Annotated in this window: 8 protein-coding genes; all 8 read left to right on the forward strand. The window is 62.7% G+C overall.

The window, feature by feature from the left end; genetic code table 11:
* Positions 1–19: 19 nt before the first annotated feature.
* The 8 genes from NL154_RS18225 (at position 20) to glgB (ending at position 15,137) form a co-directional block, all read left to right on the forward strand.
* Positions 20–697: a response regulator gene (locus tag NL154_RS18225; RefSeq protein WP_020922268.1), complete on the forward strand. Its 678-nt coding sequence runs from the start codon at positions 20–22 to the stop codon at positions 695–697.
* Positions 694–2,076, forward strand: coding sequence for a sensor histidine kinase (locus NL154_RS18230; protein WP_434733154.1), 1,383 nt, complete (start codon positions 694–696; stop codon positions 2,074–2,076). The genes NL154_RS18225 and NL154_RS18230 overlap by 4 nt, the downstream gene beginning before the upstream one ends.
* A 105-nt stretch (positions 2,077–2,181) precedes the next feature.
* Complete coding sequence (locus tag NL154_RS18235) at positions 2,182–5,508, forward strand: DUF2126 domain-containing protein (RefSeq protein WP_434733155.1); 3,327 nt, start codon at positions 2,182–2,184, stop codon at positions 5,506–5,508.
* A gap of 39 nt (positions 5,509–5,547) precedes the next feature.
* Positions 5,548–7,965 (forward strand): circularly permuted type 2 ATP-grasp protein, encoded by a 2,418-nt coding sequence (locus tag NL154_RS18240; RefSeq protein WP_210629835.1) that lies wholly within the window; start codon positions 5,548–5,550, stop codon positions 7,963–7,965.
* Positions 7,962–8,849: a transglutaminase family protein gene (locus NL154_RS18245; protein ID WP_210629834.1), complete on the forward strand. Its 888-nt coding sequence runs from the start codon at positions 7,962–7,964 to the stop codon at positions 8,847–8,849. Before NL154_RS18240 ends, NL154_RS18245 begins: the two co-directional genes overlap by 4 nt.
* A 114-nt stretch (positions 8,850–8,963) precedes the next feature.
* Positions 8,964–10,196 (forward strand): pilus assembly protein TadG-related protein, encoded by a 1,233-nt coding sequence (locus NL154_RS18250; protein ID WP_434733156.1) that lies wholly within the window; start codon positions 8,964–8,966, stop codon positions 10,194–10,196.
* Positions 10,197–10,470: 274 nt separating this feature from the next.
* Positions 10,471–12,933, forward strand: a complete 2,463-nt coding sequence (locus NL154_RS18255; RefSeq protein ID WP_210629832.1) for a glycogen/starch/alpha-glucan phosphorylase — start codon at positions 10,471–10,473, stop codon at positions 12,931–12,933.
* The gene (gene glgB, locus NL154_RS18260; protein ID WP_434733157.1) at positions 12,930–15,137 is read left to right on the forward strand and encodes a 1,4-alpha-glucan branching protein GlgB; all 2,208 of its coding nucleotides are present in this window, start codon (positions 12,930–12,932) and stop codon (positions 15,135–15,137) included. The genes NL154_RS18255 and glgB overlap by 4 nt, the downstream gene beginning before the upstream one ends.
* The last annotated feature ends 13 nt before the right edge of the window (positions 15,138–15,150 follow it).

Below are 15,150 nucleotides of genomic sequence, written 5' to 3' on the forward strand. Positions count from 1 at the left end.
GAAAACAGAGGGAACATTCGTGCGCATCCTGCTCACAGAAGACAATATCGCGTTGGCCGACGGTCTGTCGGCGATCCTGCGCGGCACCGGCCATGCCGTCGATGTCGTCCACGACGGCGCATCCGCCAATGCGGTTATCGCGGCGGAAAATTTCGATCTGGTGATACTCGACCTCAACCTGCCCGAAATGGACGGGCTCGACGTGCTGCGCGCCATGCGCGCCCGGCAGAACCAGGCAGCCGTGCTGATCCTGACGGCGCGCGGCACGCCGGAAGAACGGGTGAAGGGTCTCGATCTCGGTGCCGACGATTATCTCATCAAACCCTTCGATATTGCCGAGTTCGAGGCCCGCGTACGCGTGCTGCTGCGCCGCCAGGCCGGGCTGCGTTCGGCGACCGTCGGTTTCGGCGGCATTTCTTTCGACCTTAATTCCCGCACCTTTTCATCAGGCGACACTCCTCTTGATATTCCCGCCCGCGAACTCGGCTTGCTCGAAATCCTCTTCATGCGGGCCGGCAAGGTCGTGGCCAAGGAGGCGATCATCCAGTCGCTGACGGCCTTCGACGACGACATTTCCGCAAACGCGATCGAGCAATATGTCAGCCGGCTGAGGAAACGCCTCTCGCCGCACGGCCTGACGGTCAAGACCGCCCGCGGCATCGGCTACTATCTCGACAAGCTGCCCGAGGCCTCATGAAAGCGGCCTATTCCCTCAGGCGGCGGCTGCTCTTCTGGCTGCTCATCTCGACCGCCGTCATCGGCACGCTGGCGCTCGCCGATACCTATCGCGAGGCGGTCCAGACGTCGAATATCGTCTCCGACCGCGTGCTCGCCGGCTCTGCTCTCGCAATTGCCGAACGCGTCGTCGTCGCCGAAGACGGGACATTGCAGGTCGACATTCCCTATGTCGCCCTTGAAATGCTGACCTCGGCGGCGCAGGACCGGGTCTTCTACCGCGTTGACGGCCCTCCGGGTCAATTCATCACCGGCTATCAATCCCTGCCGGTCCTGAAGAAGACGCCCGGCAATGCCGCGGCCTTTGCCGACGACAGCTTCCGCGGCGAGCCGATCCGCATCGCCACCCTCGAGCGCTCGGCCTCGACGGGCATCCGCTCCGTGCCCTTCGTCGTGACCGTCGCCGAAACCACCATCGCCCGCCGGCAGTTGACGCAGGCGATTCTCGTACGTTCGGCGCTGCGTCTCGCCTTCATGATCCTGGGCGCGGCGGTCATCGTCTGGATATCGGTCACGGTGGCGCTCCGCCCGCTCTACAAGCTCGGCGACGCCATCGGCGAGCGCAGTCCTGACGATCTGCATCCGATCGAACAAACCGTGCCGAGCGAGGTCGAGCCGCTGGTCGATACGGTGAACTCTTTCATGGTCCGCCTGCAATCGGCCCTCGATGCGCTGCGCCATTTCACCGGCAATGCCAGCCATCAGCTGCGCACGCCCTTAGCGATCATCCGCACCCAGCTTGCCCTTTCCGCCCGCGCCGGCTCGCTTGATGAAGCCCAGGCGGCGGCGCTGAAGGGAGACCAGGCCGTGGCGCATGCCGAACGCATCCTCGCTCAGCTTCTCTTGATGGCGAAGATCGACGCCGCCACGGCCAAGGAGGCGCTGACCGCCTCCGCCATCGACCTTGCCGCAATCGCTCAGGAAATCACCGGCGAGCAGATCCCGGCGGCTGCCGTCGCCGGTATTGATCTCGGCTTCGAGGGCGAAAGCCCGGCCATGGTCCGCGCCGAGCCGCTGCTGATCGGCGAGATGCTGCGCAACCTCGCCGGCAACGCCATCGCCTATGCCGGCAAGGGGGCTGAGGTCACCGTCCGCATCATCGCAGCCGCCGACACGGTTCGCCTCGAAGTCGAGGACAATGGTCCCGGTATTCCCAGCGAGAAGCTGGAGGCGGTTCGCCAGCGCTTTTCGCGCGGCAATGATTCCGGCGCGCCCGGCGCCGGCCTCGGCCTGCCGATCGTCGAAGAAATCGCCAATCTTTTCAACGCCGCCCTGACGCTGGAGCCGTGTGCGGGCGGCAAGGGCCTGAAGGCGGCGGTCACCTTCGCCAAGGCGGGGTAAAAGCCGCCGAGTCCTGGGCGCCCTTGCTTTCTTTCGCTGCATTGCACACACTGGTTTCGGGAACAGCAAGCCGCACAACGATGCGCGCCGGATAAAAAGAGCAATATGTCGATCAAAGCCAGCATCTATCACCTGACGCACTATACCTACGACAAACCGGTCCGCCTCGGCCCACAGATCATCCGGTTGAAACCGGCCTCGCATTCGAAGACACGCGTGCTCAGCCACTCGCTGAAGGTCACGCCCTCCAACCACTTCGTCAACCTGCAGCAGGACCCCTACGGCAACTACCTCGCCCGCTACGTCTTCCCGGACCCCGTGACGGAGTTTAAGATCGAGGTCGACCTCGTCGCCGATATGACGGTCTATAATCCCTTCGACTTCTTCGTCGAGGAGGAGGCGACCAAGTGGCCGTTCGATTATCCTGAAACCATCCGCGAGGATCTGTCGATCTACATGACGCCGGAGCCGGCCGGCCCGCGCCTCAAGGCGCTGCTGCCGACTCTCGACTGGTCGCCGGGCCAGCCGACGGTCGATATGGTCGTCGGTTTGAATGCCCGCCTGCAGCGGCAGATCGGCTATGTCATCCGCCTGGAAACCGGCGTGCAGACGCCGGAAGAGACGCTGGAAAGCGCCAAGGGCTCCTGCCGTGACACCAGCTGGCTGCTCGTCCAGATCCTGCGCCACCTCGGACTTGCCGCCCGCTTCGTCTCCGGCTACCTCATCCAGCTGACGCCTGACCTGAAGGCGCTCGACGGCCCCTCCGGCACCGAAGTCGATTTCACCGACCTGCATGCCTGGGCCGAGGTCTATCTGCCCGGTGCCGGCTGGGTCGGCCTCGATCCGACCTCCGGCCTTCTGACCGGCGAAAGCCATATCCCACTTGCAGCAACGCCGCATTACCGCAACGCCGCCCCGATTTCCGGCGGCTATTTCGGCGAGGCCGAAACCGCATTCGCCTTCGATATGAAGGTCTCGCGCGTCGCCGAACATCCGCGCATCACCAAGCCCTTCTCCGATGAAAGCTGGGATGAGCTCAACGAACTCGGCGAGAAAGTCGACCGTGTCCTCGAAGCCGAGGATGTGCATCTGACGATGGGCGGCGAGCCGACCTTCGTCTCGATCGACGATTTCCAGTCCGAGGAATGGAACACCGCCGCCGTCGGCCCGGCCAAGCGCGAAAAAGCCGACAGCCTGATCCGCAGGCTGCAGGAACGCTTCGCCCCCGGCGGCTTCCTGCATTACGGCCAGGGCAAATGGTATCCGGGTGAAAGCCTGCCGCGCTGGACCTTCTCGCTCTACTGGCGCCGCGACGGCAAACCGGTCTGGCAGAACCTCGATCTGGTCGCCGCCGAGGGCAAGGACACCGGCGTCACCGCAGAGGATGCCGAGAAGTTTCTGACGGCCATCGCAAAAGAATTGGCGATCAAGCCTGACATGGTGCAGCCGGCCTATGAGGATCCGGCCGACTGGATCATCAAGGAGGGCAACCTCCCCGAAAACGTCGATCCGGCGAATTCGAAGCTGAAGGATCCCGAGGAGCGCAACCGTATCGCCCGGGTGTTTGCCCGCGGCCTGACCGTCCCCACAGGTTACGTCCTTCCGGTCCAGGCATGGAACGCCAGGGCGGCTGAAAGCCGTGTGTGGATCAGCGAGAGATGGAACACCCGCCGCGGCAGGATCTTCCTCGTTCCAGGCGACAGTCCGATCGGCTATCGTCTGCCGCTCGGCACCCTGCCCTATGTGCCCCCGGCGCGTTATCCCTATATCTATCCCGCCGATCCGACGATCCCGCGTGAACCGCTGCCGGACGTTTTTGTACCGGCCGGTCGGGCCATGCCGGAAGCCTCCTTCCAAGCCGGCGAGAGCAATCGCAGCCGGATCGAACAGACGCTCGGCGACATCGCCGGCGCCGTGCGCACCGCTATGTCGGTCGAACCGCGCGACGGCAGGCTCTGCGTCTTCATGCCGCCGGTCGAACGCATCGAGGATTATCTTGAGCTGATCGCCGCGGCCGAAAACGCCGCCGCCGAACTGAAGCTTCCGGTCCATATCGAAGGTTACCCGCCGCCGCAGGACGAGCGCATCAATGTCATCCGCGTCGCTCCCGATCCCGGCGTCATCGAGGTCAATATCCATCCGGCCTCGAACTGGAAGGAATGCGTCGATATCACCACGGCGATCTACGAGGAGGCGCGCGCCACCCGGCTCGGCGCCGATAAGTTCATGATCGACGGTCGTCATACCGGGACAGGCGGCGGCAACCATGTCGTCGTCGGCAGCGCCAATCCGAACAACAGCCCCTTCCTGCGCCGTCCCGATCTCTTGAAGAGCGTCGTCCTCCATTGGCAGCGCCACCCCTCGCTCTCCTACCTCTTCTCCGGCATGTTCATCGGCCCGACCAGCCAGGCGCCGCGCATCGATGAAGCCCGTCACGACAGCCTCTACGAGCTGGAAATCGCCATGGCGCAGATCGCCGCGCCCGGCCGCGGCCAGCCACCGCTGCCCTGGCTCGTCGACCGGCTGTTCCGCAATCTCTTGACCGACGTCACCGGCAACACCCACCGCGCCGAGATCTGCATCGACAAGCTGTTTTCGCCCGACGGCCCGACCGGCAGGTTGGGTCTCATCGAGTTCCGCGGCTTCGAGATGCCGCCGAACGCACGCATGTCGCTTGCCCAGCAGTTGCTGGTGCGCGCGCTGATCGCCCGCTTCTGGGTCAACCCGGTCGACGGCAAGTTCGTCCGCTGGGGCACGACCCTGCACGACCGTTTCATGCTGCCGCATTTCGTCTGGGCCGATTTCCTCGACGTGCTTGCCGACCTTCGCCAAAACGGTTTCGACGTCAGCCCGGAATGGTTCAAGGCCCAGCTCGAATTTCGCTTCCCCTTCTGCGGCGAAGTCGAATACGAGGGCTCGAAGCTGGAACTGCGCCAGGCGCTGGAACCCTGGCACGTCATGGGTGAGCAAGGCGCGATCGGCGGCACGGTACGCTATGTCGATTCGTCCGTCGAACGCCTGCAGCTACGCTTCGAAACCAGCAATACCGCGCGCTACACCGTCACCTGCAACGGCCGCGTCCTGCCGCTGACGCCGACCGGCACGTCGGGCGTATCGGTCGCCGGCGTCCGCTATAAGGCATGGCAGCCGGCCTCCGGCTTGCATCCGGTGTTGCCGATCAACACACCTTTGACTTTTGACATTTATGATACATGGTCGAAGCGTTCGATTGGCGGCTGCATCTATCATGTTGCCCATCCGGGCGGCCGGACCTATGACACCTTCCCGGTCAACGGCAACGAGGCGGAAGCAAGGCGGCTCGCCCGCTTCGAGCCGTGGGGGCATACGGCGGGCGGGTTTATTCCGCGCGCCGAGACGGGTTCGCCTGAATTCCCGCTGACGCTGGATCTGAGGCGGCCCGCCGGCATTTGAAGCCCCGGGGGTATAGGCCGAGGGTGAGGTTGGGTTTTGATGGGTAAGAGACCGGCAGCGGAGCGCAGGGAAGAGGCTGGAGATCGCATCGGCAAGGATGCGGCCTTCGATTATGCGACGCTTCCCGGCTCCGCCGACGAAATGGTCGACAATAAGGGCGCAGTCCGCCCCGTCTGGCAGCGTTTCCTCTCGCATCTCGGCGCAATGCCGGAAAAGGATCTCGCCGAGCGTTTCGCCCGCGCCGACCGCTATCTCAGGGATGCCGGCGTCTTCTATCGCGCCTATGGCAGCAAGGGCACCGGCGAACGGGCCTGGCCGATCTCGCATATTCCCGTGCTGATCGATGAACGCGAATGGCAGGCGCTGTCGGCGGGCCTTGTCCAGCGCGCCGACCTGCTGGAGGCGATCATTGCCGATATCTACGGCGAGAACCGGCTGGTGGAGGAAGGATTCCTGCCGCCGGCGCTGATCGCCGCCAATCCTGAATATCAGCGCCCGCTGGCCGGCATCCGGCCGGCATCCGGCCACTATCTTCACTTCTGCGCCTTCGAGATCGGCCGCGGGCCTGACGGCAACTGGTGGGTGCTGGCAGACCGCACCCAGGCTCCCTCCGGCGCGGGCTTTGCGCTTGAAAACCGCGTCGCGACGACCCGGGCCTTCTCGGATGTCTACGCCGAAACGCCCGTCCACCGCCTCGCCTCCTTCTTCGGCGCCTTCCGTGATGCGCTGCAGGACATGAAACATTCGGGCGACGACCGCATCGCAGTGTTGACGCCAGGCCCGGCCAACGAGACCTATTACGAACACGCCTACATTGCCCGCTATCTCGGCTTCATGCTGCTCGAGGGTGAGGATCTCGCTGTCGTCAAGGGCCGCGTCATGGTGCGCACTGTCGCCGGCCTGAAGCCGATCGGCGTGCTCTGGCGCCGCCTCGATTCAGCCTTTGCCGACCCGCTGGAGCTGAACCAGAATTCACATATCGGCACGCCCGGTCTGGTAGAGGCGCTGCGCGCTGAAAGCGTCACCATCGTCAACGCGCTCGGAACGGGGATTCTGGAAACCCGGGCGCTTCTAGCCTTCATGCCGACCATCTGCCGGCATTTGCTGGGGCAGGATCTGAAACTGCCGTCGATCGCCACCTGGTGGTGCGGCCAGAAGGAAGAGCGCGAGCAGGTCGCCAAGAATATCGAGAAAATGGTGATCGGCCCGGCCTATTCCCGTGCGCCCTTCTTCGACGACAACGGCGAATCCGTGCTCGGCTCGTCGCTGCGGGCGACCGCCAAAGATTCCATCGCCGACTGGCTGAATTCGGACGGCCCGAAGCTGGTCGGCCAGGAAGTCGTCACGCTGTCGACGACGCCCGCCTGGGTGAATGGCAAACTCGTGCCGCGGCCGATGTCGCTGCGCGTTTTCGCTGCCCGCACGGCAAACGGCTGGCAGATCATGCCCGGCGGTTTTGCCCGCATCGGCTCCGGCGCCGACGTCTCGGCGATCGCCATGCAGTCTGGCGGTGCAGCTGCCGACGTCTGGATCGTCAGCGACAAGCCGGTCGAGCGCCACACGCTGCTGCCGGCAGAAGGCAGCTTCACCCGCAACATGCCTGGCAGCCTGCCGAGCCGGGCGGCCGACAACCTGTTCTGGCTCGGCCGCTACATCGAACGTGCCGAAGGGGCGCTGCGCATCCTGCGCGCCTGGCATGCGCGTTTTGCCGAAGCCGCCGATCCGGGCCAGCCGCTGCTCGCCGACGTCTCCGCCTATCTCGCGGCCGTCGACATCGATACCGCCGAGCCCGTGCCCGAAAGGCTCCTGCGCAACATCGACAGCGCCGTCTATTCGGCGAGCAACATCCGCGACCGCTTCTCGCCCGATGGTTGGCTCGCCCTCAACGATCTCGCCAAGACCGCCCGCCGCTTTCACGCCACCGTCACTGCCGGCGATGACGCCAGTCATGCGATGACAATTCTCTTGCGCAAGCTCGCCGGCTTTGCCGGCCTCGTGCACGAAAACATGTACCGCTTCATGGGCTGGCGTTTTCTCTCGCTCGGCCGCTATATCGAGCGCGGCCTGCACATGACGCGCCTGCTCGGCCACATGTCCGGACCAGAAGCACCCGACGGCGCGCTGGACATGCTGCTGGAGATCGGCGACAGCGTCATGACCCATCGCCGCCGCTACAACGTCAACACCGCGCGGCTGACCGTCACCGACCTGTTGGCGCTCGACCCTCTCAACCCCCGCTCAGTCCTCTTCCAGGTGAACGAGATCCATCATGAGGTCGAGCAATTGCCGAACGCCCTGATCAATGGGCAGATGTCGCCCTTCTACCGCGAGGCGATGCGGCTTCATTCCGGTCTGGCGGTGATGACGCCCGAGGGCATGGGGGTCGAGGTCTACCAGCGGCTCGAACGCGAACTGGAGCAGCTTTCGGATCTGCTCGCCCAGACCTATCTCGGGTGACGGCAGTGCTTTACGATCTCTCGCTCCGCATGGGTTACAGCTACGACGTGCCGGCCTCCGGCGCTCGCCATATCATGCGCCTGATGCCGTTGTCGCTCGCCAACCGGCAACGCCTGGTCGCCGGCTCGATCACCGTCTCGCCGACGCCGGACGAGCAGTCGCATTTCGTCGACTTCTTTCAACACCCCGCCACCTCCTTCATGCTGCGGACGGCGCATGAGACGCTCGACATTCGCATGCAGGCCCGTGTGCAGGTCGAAAGCCAGCCGATCGCCGCCGATTTCTCGCCGCTGCTTGCCGGGCTGCCGGAGGAAATATCAGGCGTCTGGTCACTGGCGCCGGATTCACCGCATCACTTTCTCGGCGACAGCCCGCGCCTGACCCAGGCCCGCGAGATTGGCGATTATGCACGAAGCTGCGTCACGCCCCGGCTGACAGTCGTGCAGATCGCCCATGCGCTCTGCGCCCGCATCAATAAGGATTTCACTTACGATTCCGACGCGACGACGGTGGACACGACCCCGCTCGAAGCGTTCAGGCTGAAGCGCGGCGTCTGCCAGGATTTCACCCACGTCATGATTCTGGCGCTCAGAAGCCTCGGCATCCCGGCCGGTTACGTCTCCGGCTTCCTGCGTACCATTCCACCGCCCGGCAAGGAACGGCTGGAAGGAGCAGATGCGATGCATGCCTGGGTGCGGGCCTGGTGCGGCGAGACGATCGGCTGGATCGAGCTCGACCCGACCAACGACATCCCTGCCGGCACGGATCATATCGTCGTCGCCTATGGCCGGGACTATTCCGACGTGGTTCCCGTTATCGGCGTTTTGAAAAGCTACGGCGGTCAACGTGCCGTTCAGGCGGTCGACGTAATCCCGCTGAAATGATCCCAAAACTGGAAAAATCAGCCGATTCGTTAAAAGTCTATTGACGCCGTAAGGGCGGCGTAAAGAAGCAGCGTGCGTAAATTACCTCACAGGGTTTCCAGTTGGGTGAACATGATGAGCACCTCCATTTTGCATCCCTGCCTGCGTCGCATGTTCAGCGATCGAGGCGGTAATTTCGGTATCATGACGGCGATCTTGGCGCCGGTTCTTCTCGGCGCTGCCGGCATGGCGATCCAGGTCGGTGATATGCTCCTCTCGAAACAGCAATTGCAGGAGGCGGCCGACTCAGCCGCGCTTGCGACCGCCACCGCACTGGCGAATGGCACGATCCAAACGACTGGGGCCGAAGCCTTCGCCCGGAATTTCGTCGCGGGGCAGATGGCGAATTATCTGCAGAGCGGTGCCGACATCAAGAGCACAACGAGCGTCAATGTCCAAACGACGACTTCGGGCAAATCGACATCCTACCAAGTGACGGTTTCGCCGAGTTACGACCTCACGGTCAACCCACTCATGCAGGCGGTCGGCTTCAGCGCGCAACACCTCTCGGCTTCCGGCACCACTGTTGGCGGCCATTCGCAGACCCAGGGCTCCATCTCGATGTATCTGGCGCTCGATAAATCGGGATCGATGGGAGAGGATACCGCGACAGTTAACGAGGAAGATCCGACGGAATCGTACACCTATGACTGCAATCCTCATTTGAACAAGCACGGCAAGACCATCTACGACACCTGCACGGGCAGCCGCACGAACTACTATACGAAAATAGAGGCGCTGAAGATCGCCGCCGGCAATCTCTTCGGCCAGTTGAGCAGCGCCGATCCCAACGCCCAATACGTACGCACTGGCGCAGTCTCTTACGATATCGTTCAATATACACCCAGTAGTCTCGCCTGGGGGACTGCCGGTGTATCGAGCTACGTCAATGCGCTTCAGTCAGGAGGCGGCACCAATTCGAGCGGCGCGATGAGCACGGCCTATTCATCCCTGACGGCAAAAAATGCCGCGGGGAACGATGCCGAGGACGCCGCCCATAAGCTGAAGACTGGCCAAATACCCAAAAAGTACATCGTCTTCATGACAGACGGAGACAACAACAACGATAGCAGCGGCGGCCGTTCATATGACACCCTGACCAAGGCAACATGTGACACGGCGAAGTCCAAGGGCATCGAAATCTATACGATTGCCTTTATGGCACCCGCTGGCGGACAGACGCTGCTGCATTATTGCGCCTCCGACGACTCCCATTATTTCCAAGCTGAAAAAATGGAAGACCTCCTTGCCGCCTTTAAGGCGATCGGTGCGAAAGCCTCCGCTCAGCTGACACGTCTGACGAACTGAGCATACCGCCACGAAAAAGGGACAAAGGAAAGCCGCGCCGGAACAACCCGGTGCGGCTTTCGGCTGTCGCTGCCGGCCAGCAGATCGGGAAAGGCGATTGAAATCAATCCTCCGCGGCAATGTGAATATGACGGTTTCCCAAATTTTCCGTTTGTCCAAATCCTTTGTTGCAAGTGCTTCCCAACGATGCATAAACTGTCGCAAGCGCAGGCGACAAATCGATTAAATCAGGCATAACACCCTGATACAAAATTAAAATTGGCGAGATCTGACCATGAATACCGTTTCCAAGCCGGTTATCCCCTCTCCCGCTCCCCGCAGCTCAAGGCCGGAAATTCTCGCCGAAGAAATCATCGAACGCCTGACCTATCGCATCGGCAAGGATGCCAAGGTGGCAAAGCCGCATGACTGGCTGACAGCGACGATCCTGGTGGTGCGCGACCGCATCATCGACAAGTGGATGGCCTCCACCCGTGAGGTCTATGCGACCGGAGCCAAGCGCGTCTATTATCTTTCTCTCGAGTTTCTGATCGGCCGCCTGATGCGCGATGCCGTCTCGAACCTCGGCCTGATGGAAGAGGTGCGCGATGCGCTGAGCTCCCTCGGCGTTGACGTCAACGTCATCGCCGGTCTGGAGCCGGACGCCGCGCTCGGCAATGGCGGCCTCGGCCGTCTGGCCGCCTGTTTCATGGAAAGCATGGCGACGGTCGATGTTCCGGCCTATGGCTACGGCATCCGCTACGTCCACGGCCTGTTCCGCCAGCAGATGGCCGACGGCTGGCAGGTGGAACTGCCGGAGAACTGGCTCGCCCACGGCAATCCCTGGGAATTCGAACGGCGCGAGAGCGCCTATGAAATCGGTTTCGGCGGCGCCGTTGAATTCATCACCACCCATGACGACCAGCCGCGCTACGTCTGGAAGCCGGCCGAGCGCGTTATCGCCGCCGCCTTCGACACGCCGGTCGTCGGCTGGCGGGGAAAACGCGTCAACACGTTGCGCCTCTGGTCAGCGCAGCCGATCGACCCAATCCTGCTCGATGCCTTCAACGCCGGCGACCACATCGGCGCGCTGCGCGAAAGCAACAAGGCCGAGAGCCTGACCCGCGTCCTCTATCCTGCCGACGCTACCCCTGCCGGCCAGGAATTGCGGCTGCGCCAGGAATTCTTCTTCTCCTCGGCCTCGCTGCAGGACATTCTGCGCCGCCACCTGCAGCAATATGACGATTTCACCTCGCTGCCAGACAAGGTGGCAATTCAGTTGAACGACACCCATCCGGCCGTCTCGGTCGCCGAGCTCGTGCGTCTGCTCTGTGACGTGCACGGCATGGATTTCGACCAGGCCTGGGATATCACCCGCCGCACCTTCTCCTACACCAACCACACGCTTCTGCCGGAAGCGCTGGAAAGCTGGCCGGTTCCGCTGTTCGAGCGGCTGCTGCCGCGCCACATGCAGATCGTCTACGCGATCAATGCCAAGATTCTGCTCGAAGCCCGCAAGGGCAAGAACTTCTCCGACAGCGAGATCCGTTCGATCTCGCTGATCGAGGAAAGCGGCGACCGCCGCGTGCGCATGGGCAATCTCGCCTTCATCGGCTCGCACTCGATCAACGGCGTCTCGGCCCTGCACACCGACCTGATGAAGGTCACGGTCTTTGCCGACCTGCACAAGCTCTATCCCGACCGCATCAACAACAAGACCAACGGCATCACGCCGCGCCGATGGCTGCAGCAGTGCAATCCCGGCCTCACCGGTCTGATCCGCGAGGCGATCGGCGATGCGTTCCTCGATGATGCCGAGAAGCTGCGCCCGCTCGAGGCGCATGCTTCCGATCCGAGCTTCCAGCAGAAGTTCGCCGCGGTGAAGCGGGCCAACAAGGTGGCGCTTTCCAACCTCGTCGCCAGCCGGATGGGCGTGAAGCTCGATCCGTCGGCGATGTTCGACATCCAGATCAAACGCATCCATGAATACAAGCGCCAGCTTCTGAACATCATCGAAGCGGTTGCCCTCTACGACCAGATCCGCTCGCATCCCGAGCTCGATTGGGTGCCGCGCGTCAAACTCTTCGCCGGCAAGGCGGCGCCGAGCTATTACAACGCCAAGCTGATCATCAAACTGATCAACGACGTCGCCCGCACGATCAACAACGACCCATCGGTGCGCGGCCTGCTGAAGGTCGTCTTCGTGCCCAACTACAATGTCTCGCTCGCCGAGGTCATGGTTCCCGCCGCCGACCTTTCCGAGCAGATCTCGACCGCCGGCATGGAAGCCTCAGGCACCGGCAACATGAAGTTCGGCCTCAACGGCGCGCTGACGATCGGCACGCTCGACGGCGCCAATGTCGAAATGCGCGACAATGTCGGCGAAGACAACATCGTCATCTTCGGCCTCAGGGCCGATGAGGTCGCCAAGGTCCGCAGCGATGGCCACAACCCCCGCGCCATTATCGAGGGATCCCGCGAACTCTCCCAGGCGCTCTCGGCCATCGGTTCCGGCGTCTTCTCACCCGATGACCGTAATCGCTACGCGGCGCTGATCGACGGCATCTATTCGCATGACTGGTTCATGGTCGCCGCCGATTTCGACGCCTATGCCCAGGCCCAGCGCGACGTCGATCAGATCTGGACCAACCAGTCCGCCTGGTACACGAAGACGATCAACAATACCGCACGGATGGGCTGGTTCTCCTCCGATCGCACGATCAGGCAATATGCAGACGAAATCTGGAGAGCCGGATGAAAACGCCGAAAACCGTCCCTGAAGTAAAGCTTTCCTGGGAAATTTCGGCAGATGAAATCACGGCGATCCTTGCCGGTTCGCATTCCAATCCCTTTGCCGTTCTAGGTGTGCACCAAGCCGGCGACGCTTTCGTTGCCCGGTGTTTCATCCCGGGCGCGGAAGAAGTGACCGCCATGACGCTCGACGGCAGCGTCATCGGCGAATTGAATCGGCTCCACGCTGATGGCCTCTTCGCCGGGCCGGTTTCGCTCGCCAAACTGCAGCCGGTGCGCTATCGCGCCCGGCGCGGCGATGCCGAATGGGCAGTCACCGACCCCTACAGCTTCGGGCCGGTGCTCGGGCCGATGGACGATTATTTCGCCCGCCAAGGTTCACATCTGCGCCTGTTCGACAAGATGGGCGCCCATCTCATCAAACATGACGGCGCCCAGGGCATCCACTTCGCGGTCTGGGCGCCGAACGCCCAGCGCGTCTCCGTCGTCGGCGATTTCAACGGCTGGGACGGCCGCCGCCACGTCATGCGCTTTCGCGCCGACAGCGGCATCTGGGAAATCTTCGCTCCCGATGTACCGCTCGGCGTCGCCTACAAGTTCGAGATCCGCGGCCACGACGGCGTATTGCTGCCGCTGAAGGCCGACCCCTTCGCCCGCCGCAGCGAGCTCAGACCGAAGACCGCCTCGATCGCCGCTGCCGAGCTGGAGCAGGTCTGGGAGGACGAGGCCCATCTGAAGCACTGGCGCGAAATCGACAAGCGCCGTCAGCCGATCTCGATCTATGAGGTGCATGCCGGCTCCTGGCAGCGCCGGCAGGACGGCACCATGCTTTCCTGGGACGAGCTCGCCTCCAGCCTCATCCCCTATTGCGTCGACATGGGCTTCACCCATATCGAATTCCTGCCGATCACAGAACATCCCTATGACCCTTCCTGGGGCTACCAGACGACGGGCCTTTACGCACCGACCGCCCGCTTCGGCGAGCCGGAAGGCTTCGCCCGTTTCGTCAACGGCTGCCACAAGGTCGGGATCGGCGTCATTCTCGACTGGGTGCCGGCGCATTTCCCGACCGACGAACACGGACTCGGCTGGTTTGACGGCACGGCGCTCTACGAGCACGAAGACCCGCGCAAGGGCTTCCATCCGGACTGGAACACGGCGATCTATAATTTCGGCCGCACCGAAGTGGTTTCCTATCTGGTCAACAACGCCCTCTATTGGGCCGAGAAGTTCCATCTCGACGGCCTGCGCGTCGATGCCGTCGCCTCGATGCTCTATCTCGATTATTCCCGCAAGCATGGCGAATGGATCCCGAACGAATATGGCGGCAACGAGAACCTCGAAGCTGTCCGTTTTCTGCAGGACCTCAACATCCGCATCTATGGCCAGCATTCCAACGTCATGACCATCGCCGAGGAATCGACCTCCTGGCCGAAGGTTTCGCAACCCGTGCATGAAGGCGGCCTCGGTTTCGGCTTCAAATGGAACATGGGCTTCATGCATGACACGCTGAGCTACATGAAGCGCGACCCGGTGCACCGCAAGCACCACCACAACGAGCTCACCTTCGGCCTCCTCTATGCCTATTCGGAAAATTTCGTCCTGCCGCTGTCGCACGACGAGGTCGTTCACGGAAAGGGCTCGCTGATCGCCAAGATGCCGGGCGACGACTGGCAGAAGTTCGCCAATCTGCGCGCCTATTACGCTTATATGTGGGGCTATCCCGGCAAGAAGCTCCTGTTCATGGGCCAGGAATTCGCCCAGTGGAGCGAGTGGAGCGAGGATCGGTCGCTCGACTGGAACCTGCTGCAATACCGTATGCACGAGGGCATGCGGCGTCTGGTGCGCGACCTCAACTTCACCTATCGCAGCAAGCCCGCCCTGCATGAGCGGGACTGCGAGGGCGATGGCTTCGAATGGCTGATTGCCGACGACAGCGAGAATTCCGTCTTCGCCTGGCAGCGCAAAGCCCCGGGCCAGAAGCCGATCGTCGTCATCACCAACTTTACTCCCGTCTATCGCGAGAATTATCTCATACGTCTGCCGCTTGCAGGCCGCTGGCGGGAGATTCTGAATACCGATGCCGACATCTATGGCGGCAGCGGCAAGGGCAATGGCGGACGCGTGCAGGCCGTCGATGCCGGCGGCAATATCACCTGCTCGATCACGCTGCCGCCCTTGGCGACAATCATGCTTGAACCTGAAAATTAAGACTGGTGGGAGG

Source organism: Rhizobium sp. YTUHZ044 (assembly GCF_051123975.1).
GTDB lineage: Bacteria > Pseudomonadota > Alphaproteobacteria > Rhizobiales > Rhizobiaceae > Rhizobium.